This window comes from Pseudomonas sp. 2, assembly GCF_056627435.1.
Genome location: NZ_JBWXNG010000005.1, coordinates 1 through 16211, shown reverse-complemented (window position 1 = coordinate 16211; position 16211 = coordinate 1). Strand labels below are relative to the sequence as shown.

Genomic DNA, 16211 nt, shown 5'->3' with positions numbered 1-16211 from the left:
ACCTGTAGGAACGAATTCATTCGCGAACCATCGATCAGGCGATAGAGATGTATCGCCTGACAGACCTTCGCGAATGAAGTGGAGCGCCACCCCGGTCGCTCCTACAGGATTGAGTTCGTCTTTAGCCTTCCAACGACTCGACACCCAACTCGTTCCACACTTCCTCGGCCAGGTGAAAGGTCGCGTTGGCCGCCGGGATGCCGCAGTAGATCGCGCTCTGCATCAGCACTTCCTTGATCTCGTCGCGGGTCACGCCGTTGTTTTTCGCGGCGCGCAGGTGCAGGCGCAGCTCGCCCTCGCGGTTCATGCCGATCAGCATGGCGATGGTGATCAGGCTGCGGGTGTGGCGCGGCAGGCCCGGACGGGTCCAGATGTCGCCCCAGGCGTGGCGGGTGATCATTTCCTGAAACTCGCCATTGAAGGCGTTGAGTTTTCCCAGGCTGCGGTCCACATGGGCATCGCCCAGGACCTCGCGGCGCACTTTCATGCCCGCGTCATAACGTTGTTTCTCGTCCATTTTCCAATCCATACACACTTAACGAAAATTGAAAGCCTGGTGCTCGGCGATCGCCCGCTTGACCCAGCGCCGCGACTGCCCCAGGTAATGGGTCGGGTCGAGCAGGCTGTCCAGCGCCTGTGGCGAAAGCTGCGCGCCGATGGCAGGTTCTTCGCCCAGCACTTCACGCAGGTGCCTGCCCTGCTCCACTGCGCGGCGGCAGCACTGTTCGATCAAATGATGCGCTGCGTCGCGGCCGATACGCTGGGCCAGGGCAATGCTCACGGCTTCGGCCAGCACCAACCCTTTGGTCAGGTCCAGGTTGCGCAGCATACGCTGGGCATCCACCTCCAGGCCCGGAATCACCGCCATCGCCTGCTGCAACGAGCCAGACACCACGCAGCACAGGTCCGGCAGGGTTTCCCACTCGGCGTGCCACAGGCCCAGGCTGCGTTCGTGCTCCTGGGCCATGGCGCTGAGCATGGTCGCCACCAGCCCCGGCGCCCGGGTCGCGGCGCCAATCATCACCGCGGCGCCCACCGGATTGCGCTTGTGCGGCATGGTCGAGGAGCCGCCCTTGCCCGCCGCAGCGGGTTCGAAGACTTCACCGGCCTCGGTCTGCATCATCAGGCTGATGTCGCGGCCGATCTTGCCCAGGCTGCCGGCGATCAGGCCCAACAGGCTGGCGAACTCCACAAGGCGATCGCGATGGGTGTGCCACGGCTGGTCCGGCAGGTTGAGCTTGAGCTCCCGGGCCAGCGCCTCGGCCACTGGAAAGGCCATTTCACCCAATGCCGCCAGACTGCCCGAGGCGCCGCCAAACTGCAGGCTGAGCAAGCGTGGCTTGAGTTCCTTCAAGCGCTGGCGATGACGGGTGATCGCCCCCAGCCAGCCGGCGATTTTCGCCCCGAGGGTAACCGGCGTCGCCTGTTGCAGCCAGGTGCGCCCGGCCATGGGCAGGCCGGCGTGGCGCTGGGCCTGCTGCGCCAGCGCCTCGGCCAGACTCGCCAGATCGTGCTCCAGCAGCGTCACGGCATTGCGCAATTGCAGCACCAGCCCGGTGTCCATCACGTCCTGGCTGGTGGCGCCCATGTGCACGTAGCGCTCGGCGGTTTCGCTGCGCGTGGCGATTTCCCGGCCCAACGCCTTGACCAGCGGGATCGCCGAATTGCCGGCATTGCCGATGGCCACGGCCAGGGCGTCGAAGTCATACAGCGAGGCATCGCAGGCCGCCTCGATGTCTCCGACCACACTGGCCGGAATCGCGCCCACTTCGGCCTCGGCCCGAGCCAGCGCGGCCTCGAAATCCAGCATGCCCTGCACCCGGCCCTGATCGGAGAAGATCTGGCCCATGGCGCCCTGGGTGAAATAACGCTCGAAAAGCTGATTGCCCGGTCTGTTCAACGTACTGCTCCTGACATGTGTGGGTCGTCCAGTCGTGCCCGAGTCAGAAATCGAAGAACACGGTTTCATCGTCGCCCTGCACGCGAATGTCGAAACGATAGGCGACTTTGCCATCTACCGTGCAGCGTTTTGCCACTAATGTCTGACGGCGCTGCGGTTGCTCGATCAGGTTCAGCACCGGGTCTGCAGCATTGTTTTGCGCTTCATCGTCGAAATACAGGCGCGTCTGCAGGTGAATGTTGATGCCCCGGGCGAACAGCGAGATGTTCACGTGTGGTGCCATCGGCACGCCCGCCGCATTGCGCACCACGCCCGGCTTGATGGTCGTGGCGATCCACTCACCTTCGTCGGTGGTCGCGGTGCGGCCAAAACTGTTGAACGGTTTACGCAGGTCGTAATCGGTGTCGTACTGGCCGTCAGCATTGGCCTGCCACAACTCCAGAAACGAGTCGCGGATCAAGTGGCCATTGCCGTCGTAAACGTGGCCCAGCAACAGAATGTGCTCGCCCGGCGCGCCGGGCTTTGCCATTTCATTCCAGATTTCCTGCTCGCGCGGCGGGTTACCGGCGGCCTCCAGGGCCAGGCCGATGTGCACATACGGGCCTGCGGTCTGAGACGGGGTTTCCGGCAGAATTTGAACGGGCATGGAATTCGCTCCTCAGACGTTTTCGAAGTGGGTCTTGCGTTGGCCACGCAGCACGATGTCAAAGCGGTACGCCAGGCAATCCATGGGATTGGCCATGCTCATGTCCAGTTTGGCGATCAGGCTCTGCACGGCGTCCGGGTTAGCGATGGACTTGACGATCGGGCACAGCGGAATCAGCGGGTCGCCCTCGAAATACAGCTGGGTGATCAGCTTGGTCGAGATCGACGGGCCGCTGATGGAGAAGTGAATGTGCGCCGGGCGCCAGTCATTCGGGCCGTTGCGCCACGGGTACGGGCCGGGCTTGACGGTGCGGAAGCTGTAGTTACCGTCGCGGTCGGTCAGGCAGCGGCCGACGCCACCGAAGTTCGGGTCCAGCGGCGCCAGATACGCGTCTTTCTTGTGGCGATAACGCCCACCGGCGTTGGCCTGCCACATCTCCACCAGGGTGTGCGGTACCGGCTTGCCGTACTGGTCGATGACCCGACCGGCAACGATGATGCGTTCACCCACCGGCAGGCCGCCATTGTTGAAGTTGAGCAGCAGGTCGGCATCGAAACGGCCGAATTGCAGGTGGGAAAAATCGGGGCCGCTGGTCTCAGAAACCGATTGCGGGATGCTCACCAGCGCCTGGCGCGGCGAGCGCAGGATCGAGGTCTTGTAATCAGGGGTCAGGGCTTTGGGGTGCCAATTGCGGTCGCGAATGGCGAAACGGCTGTCGTGGGCGTCGGACATGCCAGTCTCCTTTTTCTCGTTATTGGAGGTGGCGCCCGGGCTCGAAGGCCGCAGGCGATGGCGCAGTGTCCCGCGCAATCGCCGCTGGCAAAACTGAAAAAAACACTGGCATCCATAACCAAATGGTTATGGATAGAGCCCCTCGCGGTAGGCCTGCCCCACTTTGCGCAAGGTGTCGACGCACCACTGCGCGGCGATGGGCAACGGCAAGGCCGGGTTGCTGCACAGCCCCACCGAGCCGCCGGACTCGCGAATCCCCAGTTCCACCAGTTCACCGCGCTGCAAATCCTGGCGCACCGCGTCGAACGGTGCGATCCACACCGCGTCGCTGCATTGCACATAGCGATGGCTCAGGGTCAGCGACAGCGTTTCAAGGCGCTGGCGCGGCGGCGCGATGCCGTGCTGCACGAACAGGCTGTCGGCGAACTTGCGGATCGTCGTGCCCGCCAGCGGCAGCACCAGCGGGAAGTCCTCCAGCGACGGGCGGCTTTCATCTGTGGCCAGCAGCGGATGGCCGTCGCGCACCACCAGGGTCATCGACTCGCTGTACAGATGCTCGAAGCTCAAGCCCAGGATCTGCGGGCTGTCGGTCATGCGCCCGACCACCAGATCCAGTTCCCCCAGGCGCAACTGCGACAGCAGATAGGCGCTGGGCCCCGTGGCGACGCTGACCACCAGCGCCGGATGCTGCGCGTGCAGACGCCGGATCACTTCCGGCACCAGCAGGCTTTCCACCGTCGACAACACGCCCAGCCGCACTGCGACCGGTTCGTGCTCGCCAGACCTCAGGCTGTTCACCCCTTCGCGCAGCGCCTGCACGCTGGGGCCGGCATAGCGCATGAACGCCACGCCCGCCTCAGTCAGCGCCGCCCCGCTTTTGCTGCGCACGAACAGGCTGGCCGAGAGCAGGGTTTCCAGCTCCTTGAGGGTCTTGGACAGCGCCGGCTGGCTGATGGCGAGCTTGTCCGACGCCTTGGCCAGACTGCCCTGACGCGCCACCTCGAGAAAGCACAGCAGGTGGCGGAATTTGATGCGGGTGTCGATGTTCAATTAAAAGCCTCGAACGCTGCTGAATACGGCTTTTGATTCTGCCCGAAGGGCGTAGGAGTCGAGCTTGCTCGCGATCTGCCGCGAAGCGGCAGCAAAACGGGCACATGCGGTGCATCAGATACACCGCGTCGCCAGGGTTTACGACTGCTGCGCAGCCGATCGCCGACAAGTCGGGCTCCCACGCCCTCCGGGCAGAAGCCGATTGTGTATGGGCTACGCCAACGGCACGGTAAACCGAAACTCGCTGCCCACGCCCACTTCACTGTTGGCAATCAGCTCGCCGCCGTGGGCCTTGACGATGCCTTGGGAAATATACAGCCCAAGCCCGGTGCCGCTGGGGTTGCCTTCGCGGATGCGCCAGTAGCGTTCGAACACATGGGGCAACTGATCCGGCGCGATGCCGGCGCCCGAGTCGACGATGCTGATGGCCACGAAATCACCTTCCACCGCCGCCGTCACGCCGATGCGGCCTTCCTTGGGGGTGAACTTGATGGCGTTGCCCACCAGGTTCGACAGCACCTGAAACATGCGCTCGGTGTCGGCCATGATCTTCAGGCCCGGCTCGCTGGTGAAGGTCAGTTCGATGAACTTGTTCAGCGCCATGGGCGCCAGCAGCGACCAGGCATCCTCGAAGAACTGCGCCAGGTCCAGCGGCTGCGGCGAGATCGAATAGCGCCCGGCCTCGATCTTCGAGGTGTCGAGCAGGTCTTCCAGCAGGTTGGTCATGCGCGCCGTCGCCCGTTGCAGGGTGTCGATGGCCGAATTCAGGCGTTTGGACGAGGGGCTGATGTCAGCCCCGATCACCCGCTGCATCATTCCGCACTGCATGACGATGGCCGTCAGCGGGCTGCGCAGGTCATGGGACACCACCGCCACCAACTCGTCGCGGGCGCGCACGGCGTCTTTTTCACGCAGCACCTGGCGCGCCAGATCCGCCTCCAGCGCCGAACGACGCAGGTCCGACACCGCGTAGACCTCGCCCACGGTCCAGGCCCGGGCGGTGGCGTCGACCTGCTTCTTCCAGGCTTCGAACGACTCGCGCGGCTGCAGGCGATTGGCGACCACCACCTTGGAGGCGTCTGGATTGCCGCTCCACTTCACGCTGCCCTTCACTTCCGGGCGAAACCACAGCACCGCGTTATCGACCGGCTTGGGCAAGCTGAACGCCAACAGCCCGCTGGCGATGGCCTGATAATCAGCCGCCGGGGCAAACACCTGGCTCAGGTTCGAGGTTTGCACCACGCAATCGGCCTGGGCCTGCACCCATTCGCGCAAGGCCTGCACCTGATCGGGCGTCGGGCACTGGCCGAACAGGTGCACATCATCTTCGATGATCACCGCGGCACCCTCCGCGTCGGCCAGGGTCAGCAGATCGGGCGCATGATCGATCAGGCCCTGATAGACATCACCGTCAGCCGTGGCCATCGCCAGCGCCAGGGTCTTGAGCAGGCTGTCCTTCTCCTGGCGCTGGCGCTGGGCGTGCAACTCTTCCAACGCACTGATCTGCATCGACAGCACCTGGCCGATGGTCTGGCAGGCGCTGCGCAGGCTGTGCGGCACCAACAGCGGCTGGCGATTGCCGCAGCTGATCAGGCCCCACAGCCGGTCATCCTTGAGCAGGGAAATACTCATGGACGAACGCACGCCCATGTTGCGGATGTACTGGCAGTGAATCGGCGAGACGCTGCGCAGCACGGCGAAACTCATGTCCAGCGGCTCGCCGTTGTCCGGCCGCAGCGTAGGCTGCATCGGCACCGGCGTGTAGGCCGCATCGGGGATGATCCGCAGCCAGTTCAGGCGATACAGCTCGCGCGCCTGCTGCGGGATGTCGGTGGCGGGGAAAAACAGCCCTTGATAAGCGTCCAGTTCAGGGGTCGCGGATTCGGCGATCACCTGGCCATGGCCTTCTTCCTGAAAGCGGTAGATCAGCACCCGGTCGTAGCCGGTCAGGGCGCGGATTTCATTGACGCTGATCTCGTACAGCTCTGCCAGCGAGCGCGCCGTTTGCAGGCGGCGCAGGGTGCGGCCCAACTGCTGATCCAGCGCACGGTCGGCCTGCTGCACAGGTTCGAGTTCGATGAACAACAGCCCGCCGTGGCGATGCAGCAAGCCGTCGAAGGCCTGGCCGTCAAAGGTCAGGGACAGCGGATTGAGGTCAGCCAGGCTGCCGCTGGCCAACGCTGCCTGCAGGCCGTCGAACGGCGCCTGGCCCAGCCAGCGGGCCAGCGGCTGGCCTGCGCTCACGTCAGCGCCCAGGCCCAACATTGATTGCGCATTGGCGCTGGCCTGCTGCACCACCCAGCTCGCCTCGTCCACCGTCAGCAACGCACCGTGGGGCTGGATCGCGCCGGGAATGCGGATCGGCTCATCGGCGCAGGTCTGCAACAACGCTTCCAGCTTGTGTTCCGTGGCCGTCGTCATTGCAGCACTCCGTTGTGATCCAGCCATTGGGTGAAGCACGCGAACGTCGCGCAGGCGGCGTCCACGATCTGTGGGTTGCGCTGCGGGTCATCGAACTCGGCCAGGCGGCTCAGAAACGCCTTCCACAAACGGCCGGTGTCGCGGCCGTAGACGTCGAGAAACTCACCGCCGTTGTCGGCGTCGATCGCCAGTCGCTCGGCGATGATGCGGCGCAACACCTGCCCGCCCAACGTCGCCCCTTCCATGACGTACATCACGCCGAGCAACTGTGCCTGGCTGTCGATCTGCGGCAGGTCGCGGCACTGCGGCAGCGCGGCGATCTGTGCGTCGTTCAGGCCCAGCGCGCGCAGATCCTTGAGCAGCGCGGGGACTTTCTGGCGCTCGGGATCGGCGTGAAAAGCGTTGACGAGCGCCTGCAGCGGCGCATGGAAACCGTAGTAGGCCTGGAGGATGCGTTGGTAGGTCGCGTGATCCAGATCGGGGTGCGTCAGCAGCAGCCTGGCTTCCAGGGCCTTGTGCTGAATCGCGGTGGCTGAACGCAGCATGTGCAATGCCGCAGACGCCGTGGTCGCAGGCTTGAGGGGTTGTAACTCGGGGATGGTTTCAACCAAGAGCGGCGACGTCCAGTAAAAGAGATGAGTTGCTTGGAGTGCAGAGTCATCCGCAGGTTCAAGGCAGAGGGATACCGCGCACACTAAGGACGTCGCGCCGGAAAGTAAACACGCGAGTGGATAGCTTCGTTTGGAGAGCCGTTATCCGTGCGAGGGTACAGCGAGCGAGGCAATCGGCGGCATTGGGCAGTCGAGAATACTGGCCACCGCCCGCATCAGTTCCGCCTCGGCCGCCGTGACTTTGCCATCGTGCTCGATGCAGCGCGCCATGGCCTTGAGCAGCTGCGGCTTTTGCAGCGGCCACAACAGGTTCAGGCGATTGACCGCCAGCGCCACCGCCTTGAGCCCTGCGTCGGCGTTCGGTTCGATACCGGCCAGTGGCACTGGCAGGCTCTGGCGGGCATGCATGAACGCCGCACGCGCCTGCGCCGAATCACTGTTGCCGGCCCGGGCCAGGGCGCTGAGCAAGGTGCAGACCTCATCGCCCAGCTGGAGCAGATCGAAGCGCGCCTGACGCTGACGGGGTGGATCGAGATTGCGCTCGACAATGCGCAGCAAGGTCCATTCAAGCAGCTCGACCTTATGATCAGCCTTGATCAGCAGCGTCATGTTGTCCTTGAAAACCTGCAAGGCCGGTTTGTCCATCTGTTTGAGTGCCGGAATCGCCAGATCGATCAGCGGCAGGCGCAGGTCCTGATCGAGCTGCTGCAACGGCGCGACGAGGCGCCGCAACCGGTCCTCGACGCGTGCCTCGATCTTCGGTTTGAGCAGCTGCAACTGCTGGTTCTGCAGCGCGCTGTCGGCAGACAGCAGCAGGCCGTAGATCAAGGCCTGTGCGCCTTCGCAACTGTGCGCTGCGTCACTGAGCACACCGCTCAGGCGCCCCAGGGCATCGCGGGCGATCGCCAGATGAACCGGTTGTGGATCGCCCACCGAGACCACCGACTGCTCGACATCGGCCAGGCTGAAGTTCAGTCCCTGACTCAACCCCTGCACTCTCGTCATCGGGTCGACCGGCAGCTGCGTGTGCTCGGTCGGCCAGACCACTTCGGGAAAGCGCCCGTCCCAGTTCGGCTCGATCCGGCGAATGCGCTTTTTCAGCGGCGGATGCGTCGCCATGAAACCTTCGACATAGGCAGAGACCCCGGCGCCGAAATACAGATGGCTGAATTCCGGCGCATTGCTGGCCGCCAGCAGCGAGCCGCCGCTGTAGCCGCCGATCTTCTTCAGGGCACCGCTGATGGTGCTCGGATCGCGGGTGAACTGCACCGCCGAGGCGTCGGCGAGAAACTCACGCTCGCGGCTGACTGCTGCCTTGATCCAGCTGCCGAAAAACGTCCCCGTATAGCCCAGCACCCACAATACGGCACCACCGACCAGCAAGGGGATGGCGGCCTTTTCGCCGTCCTTGGCGCTGCGCATGCCGAACTCGCCAATCAGCCCGATCAGCAGAATGCCGTGCAGCACTGCCACCAAACGCGTGTTCAGGCGCATGTCGCCGTTGTGAATGTGGCTGAATTCGTGTGCGATCACCCCTTGCAGTTCGTCGCGTGACAACAGCCTGATGGCGCCGCGGGTGATGCCGATCACTGCGGATTGCGGCGTCAGACCAGCGGCGAAGGCGTTGATGCTGGTGTCCTCGATCACATACACCGGCGGCACAGGGCTGCCCGAGGCGATGGCCATTTCCTCGACCACATTGAGCATTTTGCGCTCGTCGTCGTTGTGCTGGGCCAGTGTAATCAGCCTGCCGCCCAGACGTTTGGCGACCGACTTGCCGCCTTCGCGCAGTTGCAGGCTTTTATACAAGGCGCCCAGCAGCACCACGGCGATGACCACTGCGGCAATGTAGGGCACCAGATTCCAGGCCACATGCAGCGTGCGGTGCTTGCTGCCGCTGTCGGCCATGAACTGCAGGCCGATGCTCACCGCCAGGCTGGTCAATGCCACCAGACTGGTCACCGCCAGCGTCATCAACAGCACCAGGCGCCCGCTGTTGCGCCGGGCACGGTCTTGCTGCTCGAAGAAATTCATCGCCTGATCCCGCCCGAGGGTCGATTAGAACGCCACCTTGGGCGCGGCCTGAATCTGTGCGGTATCAGCGAACTCCAGCAGCGCGGCATCGGCCCTGTGGCCGAAGTTGGCGGCGAAGAACACCGGCGGGAAAGACTGTTTGTAGGTGTTGTATTGCATGACCGCGTCGTTGAAGGCCTGGCGCGCGAAGGCCACCTTGTTCTCGGTGCCGGTCAGCTCTTCGGTCAGTTGCTGCATGCTCTGCGAGGCCTTGAGGTCCGGGTAGGCTTCCATGGTCACGGTCAGACGGCCCATGGCACTGGTCAACGCCCCTTCGGCACTGCCCAGTTGCGCCATGCTGCGCTCGTCGCCCGGCTGGCCGGCCGCAGCTTTGAGTCCGGCAACGGCCTGATTACGCGCAGTGACCACGGCTTCCAGGGTGTCGCGTTCGTGGGCCAGATAGGCTTTGGCGGTTTCCACCAGATTGGGAATCAGATCGTGACGGCGCTTGAGCTGCACCTCGATCTGGGCGAAGGCGTTCTTGAAACGGTTACGCAGCAGGACAAGCTTGTTGTAGACGCCGATCACGTAGACGACCGAACCGACCACGACCACCAGAAACACGACTGCGGAGACGCTCATGCGGGCTTCCTTGACTGCAAAAGAAGAATAGGTGCCCAACCATGGACAGCTGTAGGAGCGCGCTTGCCCGCGATTGCGTCGTGTCAGTCGCCTGGGCGTTTGCAGACGTTACGCATCGCGGGCAAGCGCGCTCCTACAGGATCGGTGTTGCCTGTGGGCTGCCGGATGGTAGCCCAGTTGCTTAAAAGATGTAATCGGTGGTCAGGAAGCTCGACTCGCGATTGTGGATGATGTCGCTGATCAGTTCCTTGTTGCTCTCCTGGAACTTGGTCGCCACCAGCGTGCGGATCGAGAACACGCGCAGGGCGTCATGCACCGAGAGCGTGCCTTCGGCCGAGTTCTTGCGGCCGTTGAACGGGAAGCTGTCCGGGCCGCGCTGGCACTGGGCGTTGATGTTGATGCGGCCCACCTGATTGGCGAACGCATCGACCAGACGCCCGACCTGCTTGGAGTCGTTGCCGAAGATACTCAACTGCTGGCCGAAGTCCGAATCGAGTACGTATTCGATCACCGTTTCCAGATCACGATAAGCCACCACCGGAACCACTGGGCCGAACTGTTCTTCGTGATACACGCGCATCTCCGGCGTCACCGGGTACAGCACCGCTGGGTAGAAGAACTGCCCGTGGGTGGTGCCGCCGCCTTCGTTGACCACCTTGGCGCCCTTGGCCACGGCGTCGTCCACCAGGCCTTGCAGGTAATCGGTCTTGCCCGGTTCAGGCAGCGGCGTCAGGGCCACGCCGGCTTCCCACGGCATGCCGGGTTTGAGCTGGGCGAGTTTTTCCTCGAACTTCTCCAGAAAACTGCCCACCACGTTTTCGTGCACGAACAGGATCTTCAGCGCGGTGCAGCGCTGGCCGTTGAACGACAGGGAGCCGGTGATGGCCTCGCTGACGGCGTTGTCCAGATTGACGTCCGGCAGCACGATCCCCGGGTTCTTTGCGTCCAGGCCCAGGGCAGCACGCAGGCGGTGCGGCTTGGGGTGGAGTTTTTTCAGGGCGCTGGCGGCCTTGTTGGTGCCGATGAAGGCGAACACGTCGATCTTGCCGCTGGCCATCAGGGCGCTGACGGTCTCGCGGCCGCTGCCGTAGATCACGTTGATCACCCCGGCCGGGAAGCTGTCGCGGAAGGCTTCCAGCAGCGGGCGAATCAGCAGCACACCGAACTTGGCCGGCTTGAAGACCACGGTGTTGCCCATGATCAGCGCCGGAATCAGCGTGGTGAAGGTTTCGTTGAGCGGGTAGTTGTACGGCCCCATGCACAGGGTCACGCCCAGCGGCACACGGCGGATCTGCCCGAGGGTGTCCTGTTCCAGCTCGAAGCGGCTGGAGCGGCGGTCCAGTTCCTTTAGGGCGTTGATGGTGTCGACAATGTAGTCGCAGGTGCGGTCGAACTCTTTCTGCGAGTCCTTGAGGTTCTTGCCGATCTCCCACATCAGCAACGTGACCACCGCCTCGCGCTGCTCGCGCATGCGTTTGAGGAAGGTCTCGACATGACGAATGCGGTCGACCACGCGCAGGGTCGGCCAGGCGCCCTGCCCGCGGTCGTAGGCTTTCACGGCGGCGTCCAGCGCGGTCATCGAGGTGTCGGCGTCCATCAGCGGCGTGCTGCCCAGGGTCACCGACTCAAGGCCCGCATCGGTTTGCAGCGAGACGGGGCTGAGCACCGGAGCCAGCGGCCCGTGCCACTGGCGCAGTTCGCCATCGACCAGGTATTCGCGCTGCTCGATGGCAGGACCTGCACGAAACTGCTCAGGGATTTCATCGGCGCGGGGATACAGGTTTTCCAGGCGGTTTTGCAGGGTCATCTCTCTTTACCTCTTCCAATCGGTAACGTGCTGCACACACTACGCCACAGGTTGGAGGGAATGAAAAGAGTTACGACAAATGTCACGATCGGGTGACATGAAAGGTTTCAGCAACAGCCCTGAGCCACCGCCGTCTGATTGCGCCCCTGAGCCTTGGCGCGGAACATCGCCTTGTCCGCCTCGTTAAGCAGCATCGCCAGGCTGCGGTCGTGTGCACCGATGGCCGCCACGCCCAGGCTTGCGGTGATGCCGCCGACCGATTCGCAACTCACCTGCGCGACCGCATGTCGCAGACGCTCGGCGGTTTGCTGCGCGGAATCGAGGGCCGAATCGGTCAGCAGGATGGCGAACTCCTCGCCGCCCAGGCGACCGCAAATATCCACGTCACGGATGGTGTCGCGAATCACCGCGCCGATCTTGCGCAGCACTTCATCGCCCGCCTGATGGCCGTAGGAGTCGTTGATGCGCTTGAAATGGTCGATGTCCAGCATCAGCACCGACAGCGGCTGGTGGTTGCGCTTGCTGCGTTCGTAGATGAGTTCGGCCTCGTGGAAAAACGCCCGGCGGTTCTTCAGGCCCGTGAGCTCGTCGGTCTGCGCCGCGTGGGTGGCGAGTTTGTGGGCGTATTCCATTTCACGAGTCAAGCGAAACGCGGTTTCCATGGCCTCGGACAACTTGCGCGTGGCGCTGATCACGAACGAAGCGAACACCAGCGAGGCCACCGCCATGCCGATCTGCGTGCCATCGGGCTGGATCAGCAGCCAGAACGACGATGGCAGCAGCACCAGACCGATGGAAACGATGGTCATCGAGCGAAACGTCGAGTAGCACGACACCGCGCTGACCGACATGCCCACCGCGAACAGCAGCACCAGGGTGCGGGTCAGCAGATCGCCGGTGCACATCAGCGCCAGCGCCCCTGCGCCCCACACCACGGCGGACAGCACCAGGGTGACCCAGTACTTGCGCTCCCAGCGATCCGGCGTGCGCGCCTCCGGCTCACAGCGGAAATAGCCGAGCAACAGCACGATGCGCACCAGGGTGCAGGCACCGAGCACGCACAGCCACAGCCCGATCACCTGGTGATCGGCCCGCTGCCAGCACAGCCAGCTCAGCATCAGCGCACCCAGAAAGCTTCCCGTGACCGAAAAGAAGGTTTGCCGGAACAACAGCTGCAACCGGTCGGTTCGCACCTGCGCGCGGATCAGGACATCGCGTTCGAGTTGAAACTCATGAGGGTGCATCGGATCCCGCCTGTCCATGTCACGGTAACGGCGTGATTGTGGCACCCGGCCATGACGGTATTCAACTCGTCAGCCCACCAAACTGCGGATAATTCACCTGTGTTCTGCGTCATTGCCTGTCTAAACAGCGACTTCGCGCTCAGGTTCGCTGCTCGCGGCCCTGCCACGGCTCAGCAAACCCAGCACCACGGCCGCCGACAGCAGGGTGATCACCGTCAGGATGTGCAGCAGGTACTCGAAGGCGTGAGCGTAGCCGGCCACCAGTTGCGTGTTGGCCAGCCCGTCGACGCGGTCGATGGCATGGGCCATGTCGCCGCTGGTGACCCGTTGCGCGGTTTCGGCGAGCAACGCCGCCTCGCTTGAGCCGGGCGCGGCCTGTACGACGTCCATCAACTGGCCGTGCAGCAGAGACGCCAGAATGGCCGCAACACTGGCCAGGGCAATGCCCTCCCCGGCCACTCGCACAGTGTTGAAGATGCCGGCGGCCATGCCCGCACGCTCCGTGGGCACCACACTCACCGACAGGCCATCCATCAGGCCCCACGGAAAACCTGCGCCGATGCCGATCAGCAGCATCGGCGCGATCAGGCCGAACTTCGGCTCACCGATCTGGTAAAGGCTCAACAGGTGCAAGCCCAGCGCGGCGATGAGAAAGCCCACACCGGACAACACGCCCGCGGAAATGAACCGCGCCAGGCTGGCCGCCAGCATTGGCACCACCAGCATCGGCGCGGACAGGGCCAACAGCAGCAGGCCGGCGTCTATTTCGCTCAGGCCTTCGACGCCGATAAAGCGCAGCGGCAACATCACCACCAGCACGATGTAGCAATAACAGGTGCCGATCGGCAGCATCTGCACGCCGATAAAACGCGGGTAACGGAACAGCGACAGGTCAAGCATCGGCCGCTTGACGCGCATCTCGATCATCACGAACAGCGCCAGCAACACCGCAGCACCTACGAGCAAACTGATCACCAACGGACTTTGCCAGCCGCTTTCCGGCGCCTGAATCACGCCAAAGGTAAACAGCGCCAATACACCGCTGAAGGTGACAGTGCCCGGCCAGTCAAGGCCAGTCGCCTGCGGGTCGCGGGTTTCGCGCATCCGTGGCAGGCCGAAGACCATGGCGATCACGCCGATCAGCGCAGTGAAGAGGAAAATCGCCCGCCAGCTGAAGGCTTCGATCAGCCCGCCAGCCACCAGCGGCCCGAAGGCCAGCCCGATGCCGAAGGTCGTGCCGAGCATGCTGTAGGCCCGCGTGCGCGCATGGCCTTCGAACTCCTGAGCCAGCGCCGCCGAGCCACTGGCCAGCGCCGCCGCACCCGCCACGCCCTGCACAGCGCGCAAGACATCAAGCCAGAACACCGAAGGCGCCAGGCTTTGCGCTACCGAGGCCGCAGTGAACAGCAGCATGCCGAAGGTGAACAGACGCTTGCGGCCATACACATCGGCCAGTGCGCCTGCCGCCATCAAGAGGCTGCCGAACGAGAGCATGAAGGCGTTGGTGATCCAGGTCAGGGCCACGGCACTGCCGCCCAGATCGCGGCCGATGGCGGGTGTTGCCACCGCGCCGCCGGTAAAACTCAATGGCAAGACCAGCGCGGACAGGCAGATCGCAGCGAGGATCAGTAGTTTGTCGCGCCCGGATGCCGGATGGGCGTTATGTTTCATCAGCGTGAATACCTGTGGGAGTCGATAGATGTGCAATTGTTGCTGACGCCAGACCACTGATAAACTCGCCGAATCGAGACACTTAGTCGCCCACCAAGAGACAATTCATGGAACGCGCCGACACTTCATTTCCCGACATCGCCGCCTTCGTTGCCGTCGCCCAGACCGGTAGCTTTACACGGGCTGCGGAGAACCTGGCCACCAGCAAATCCAACGTCGGCAAGGCGGTCCAGCGCCTGGAAAGCCGCCTGGGCACGCGGCTGTTCCAGCGCACCACCCGCGCGGTGCGCCTGACCGAAGACGGCGAGACTTATCTGATTGCCGCGCAGGCGGCGCTGGACGGCCTGCGCGATGCCGCCCAGGCGCTGGCGGCGCGCAAGGAGGAACCCACCGGGCGGGTGCGTCTGGACATTCCGTCGGGGTTTCGCCAGTTGTTTTTGCCGACCATTTCCCAGCTGCGCGAGCGCTTTCCCAAGGTCACCCTGGAGCTGTCGATGACCGACCGCATGTCCGATGCGGTGGGCGAAGGCTGGGACATCGTGGTGCGCGCGGGCGACCTGCCGCAGGACAGCGAGATGACCGTGCGCAAGCTGTGCAACATCACCCTGAGCCTGTACGCCGCCCCGGAGTACCTGGCGCGTCATGCGCCCATCGAGTCGGCTGCGGACCTGATTCAGCATGAAGCGGTGATTTTCCGAGGCTTCACTGGACGTCTGCGGCCCTGGTCGCTGACGGAGAACGGCCATGTGCGGGAGTTTTCACCCACGCCGGTGCTGATCCTTTCCGATGGCCAGGCGATGATCGATTCGGCGGTGGTGGGGCTTGGCATTGCGCAACTGTACGATAAGGTCGCCCAGCCTTATGTGGACTGCGGCCGACTGGTGCGGGTGCTGCCGCAGGTGGATGCGCCGGGGCCGCCGGTGCATGCACTGATCCCACTGGGCCAGCGCATGCCGGCCAAGACACGCGCGGTGCTGGAGTATCTGGCTGAGCGGTTGCGCTGAATGCGGTGGAAGATCAAGATCAAAGGCGTTCTTCCTAACGTCAGACCTGTTTCGACTTCGTCGAGTTACTTGAAAGGACCAAGTAACCAAGTCCTTCTGCTCCTGGTTTGGCCCGACTTCGTCGGGTTCCCTCTCTCCGGTCTCGTTCCATGGGCCCGGCGCGAAGGGCCATCCATGGCCCAGCGCGCCTCTCGCGGCATCCATGCCGCTCGACCCACTCCACGAGACCTCCGTTCGGCCTGCACCCAAGTCGCGGTTTGTGGTGTCTGGGCTATTGCGCATGAAGATCAAAAGCAACGGCAACGGCAACGGCAACAGCTGGGTGTTTTTGATTCTGCCCGAAGGGCGTGGGAGCAAGCTTGCTCGCGATCTGGCGCGAAGCGGCAGTAAAGTCAGGCGACCTGGTCGTGTCAGACAGACCGCGTACACAGGATTTGCTGCCGCTTCGCGCCAGATCGCTGGCAAGCCAA

At 63.8% G+C, this 16211-nt stretch carries 14 protein-coding genes; 2 read left to right on the top strand and 12 right to left on the bottom strand.

Annotated elements, in window-relative coordinates:
• Window positions 1-121: 121 nt before the first annotated feature.
• The 12 genes from pcaC to AC1MEK_RS09810 form a co-directional block, all read right to left on the bottom strand.
• The gene (gene pcaC / locus AC1MEK_RS09865) at window positions 122-517 is read right to left on the bottom strand and encodes a 4-carboxymuconolactone decarboxylase (protein ID WP_480396086.1); all 396 of its coding nucleotides are present in this window, start codon (window positions 515-517) and stop codon (window positions 122-124) included.
• 18 nt (window positions 518-535) lie between these two features.
• Window positions 536-1900 carry a 3-carboxy-cis,cis-muconate cycloisomerase gene (locus AC1MEK_RS09860; protein ID WP_480396085.1) on the bottom strand — a complete coding sequence of 455 codons (1365 nt, stop codon included), beginning with the start codon at window positions 1898-1900 and terminating at the stop codon, window positions 536-538.
• A gap of 43 nt (window positions 1901-1943) precedes the next feature.
• On the bottom strand, window positions 1944-2546 hold the full coding sequence (gene pcaG / locus AC1MEK_RS09855) for a protocatechuate 3,4-dioxygenase subunit alpha (protein ID WP_480396084.1): 603 nt from the start codon (window positions 2544-2546) through the stop codon (window positions 1944-1946).
• Between the two features lie 12 nt (window positions 2547-2558).
• Window positions 2559-3278: a protocatechuate 3,4-dioxygenase subunit beta gene (gene pcaH / locus AC1MEK_RS09850; RefSeq protein ID WP_480396083.1), complete on the bottom strand. Its 720-nt coding sequence runs from the start codon at window positions 3276-3278 to the stop codon at window positions 2559-2561.
• Between the two features lie 126 nt (window positions 3279-3404).
• The gene (gene pcaQ / locus AC1MEK_RS09845; RefSeq protein WP_480396082.1) at window positions 3405-4328 is read right to left on the bottom strand and encodes a pca operon transcription factor PcaQ; all 924 of its coding nucleotides are present in this window, start codon (window positions 4326-4328) and stop codon (window positions 3405-3407) included.
• Between the two features lie 213 nt (window positions 4329-4541).
• Window positions 4542-6749 carry an ATP-binding protein gene (locus AC1MEK_RS09840; RefSeq protein ID WP_480396081.1) on the bottom strand — a complete coding sequence of 736 codons (2208 nt, stop codon included), beginning with the start codon at window positions 6747-6749 and terminating at the stop codon, window positions 4542-4544.
• Entirely contained in the window at window positions 6746-7294 is a 549-nt protein-coding gene (locus tag AC1MEK_RS09835; protein ID WP_480396080.1) for a biliverdin-producing heme oxygenase, read from the bottom strand. The genes AC1MEK_RS09840 and AC1MEK_RS09835 overlap by 4 nt, the downstream gene beginning before the upstream one ends.
• 207 nt (window positions 7295-7501) lie before the next feature.
• Window positions 7502-9394, bottom strand: coding sequence for a M48 family metallopeptidase (locus AC1MEK_RS09830; protein ID WP_480396079.1), 1893 nt, complete (start codon window positions 9392-9394; stop codon window positions 7502-7504).
• 24 nt (window positions 9395-9418) lie between these two features.
• Window positions 9419-10015, bottom strand: a complete 597-nt coding sequence (locus AC1MEK_RS09825) for a LemA family protein (protein WP_480396078.1) — start codon at window positions 10013-10015, stop codon at window positions 9419-9421.
• A 181-nt stretch (window positions 10016-10196) separates the two neighbouring features.
• Entirely contained in the window at window positions 10197-11822 is a 1626-nt protein-coding gene (locus AC1MEK_RS09820; RefSeq protein WP_480396077.1) for an NADP-dependent glyceraldehyde-3-phosphate dehydrogenase, read from the bottom strand.
• 107 nt (window positions 11823-11929) lie between these two features.
• A complete protein-coding gene (locus AC1MEK_RS09815; protein ID WP_480396076.1) occupies window positions 11930-13066 on the bottom strand; it encodes a GGDEF domain-containing protein in 1137 nt (378 codons plus the stop codon).
• 120 nt (window positions 13067-13186) lie between these two features.
• The gene (locus AC1MEK_RS09810; RefSeq protein WP_480396075.1) at window positions 13187-14737 is read right to left on the bottom strand and encodes an MFS transporter; all 1551 of its coding nucleotides are present in this window, start codon (window positions 14735-14737) and stop codon (window positions 13187-13189) included.
• 107 nt (window positions 14738-14844) lie between these two features.
• Here AC1MEK_RS09810 and AC1MEK_RS09805 point away from each other — a divergent pair, with 107 nt between their 5' ends.
• Window positions 14845-15741, top strand: coding sequence for a LysR family transcriptional regulator (locus tag AC1MEK_RS09805; protein WP_480396074.1), 897 nt, complete (start codon window positions 14845-14847; stop codon window positions 15739-15741).
• Between the two features lie 280 nt (window positions 15742-16021).
• Window positions 16022-16211 (top strand): hypothetical protein (locus AC1MEK_RS09800; protein ID WP_480396073.1); only part of this gene is annotated, 190 nt, incomplete at its 3' end.

What these genes read in the sequence shown, in the direction of transcription:
- AC1MEK_RS09805 (WP_480396074.1), top strand. Translation starts at nt 14,845, where the DNA reads ATGGAACGCGCCGACACTTCATTTCCCGACATCGCCGCCTTCGTTGCC.
- AC1MEK_RS09820 (WP_480396077.1), bottom strand. Translation starts at nt 11,822, where the DNA reads ATGACCCTGCAAAACCGCCTGGAAAACCTGTATCCCCGCGCCGATGAA.
- AC1MEK_RS09840 (WP_480396081.1), bottom strand. Translation starts at nt 6,749, where the DNA reads ATGACGACGGCCACGGAACACAAGCTGGAAGCGTTGTTGCAGACCTGC.
- AC1MEK_RS09810 (WP_480396075.1), bottom strand. Translation starts at nt 14,737, where the DNA reads ATGAAACATAACGCCCATCCGGCATCCGGGCGCGACAAACTACTGATC.
- AC1MEK_RS09835 (WP_480396080.1), bottom strand. Translation starts at nt 7,294, where the DNA reads ATGCTGCGTTCAGCCACCGCGATTCAGCACAAGGCCCTGGAAGCCAGG.
- pcaC (WP_480396086.1), bottom strand. Translation starts at nt 517, where the DNA reads ATGGACGAGAAACAACGTTATGACGCGGGCATGAAAGTGCGCCGCGAG.
- AC1MEK_RS09830 (WP_480396079.1), bottom strand. Translation starts at nt 9,394, where the DNA reads ATGAATTTCTTCGAGCAGCAAGACCGTGCCCGGCGCAACAGCGGGCGC.
- pcaH (WP_480396083.1), bottom strand. Translation starts at nt 3,278, where the DNA reads ATGTCCGACGCCCACGACAGCCGTTTCGCCATTCGCGACCGCAATTGG.
- pcaG (WP_480396084.1), bottom strand. Translation starts at nt 2,546, where the DNA reads ATGCCCGTTCAAATTCTGCCGGAAACCCCGTCTCAGACCGCAGGCCCG.
- AC1MEK_RS09825 (WP_480396078.1), bottom strand. Translation starts at nt 10,015, where the DNA reads ATGAGCGTCTCCGCAGTCGTGTTTCTGGTGGTCGTGGTCGGTTCGGTC.
- AC1MEK_RS09815 (WP_480396076.1), bottom strand. Translation starts at nt 13,066, where the DNA reads ATGCACCCTCATGAGTTTCAACTCGAACGCGATGTCCTGATCCGCGCG.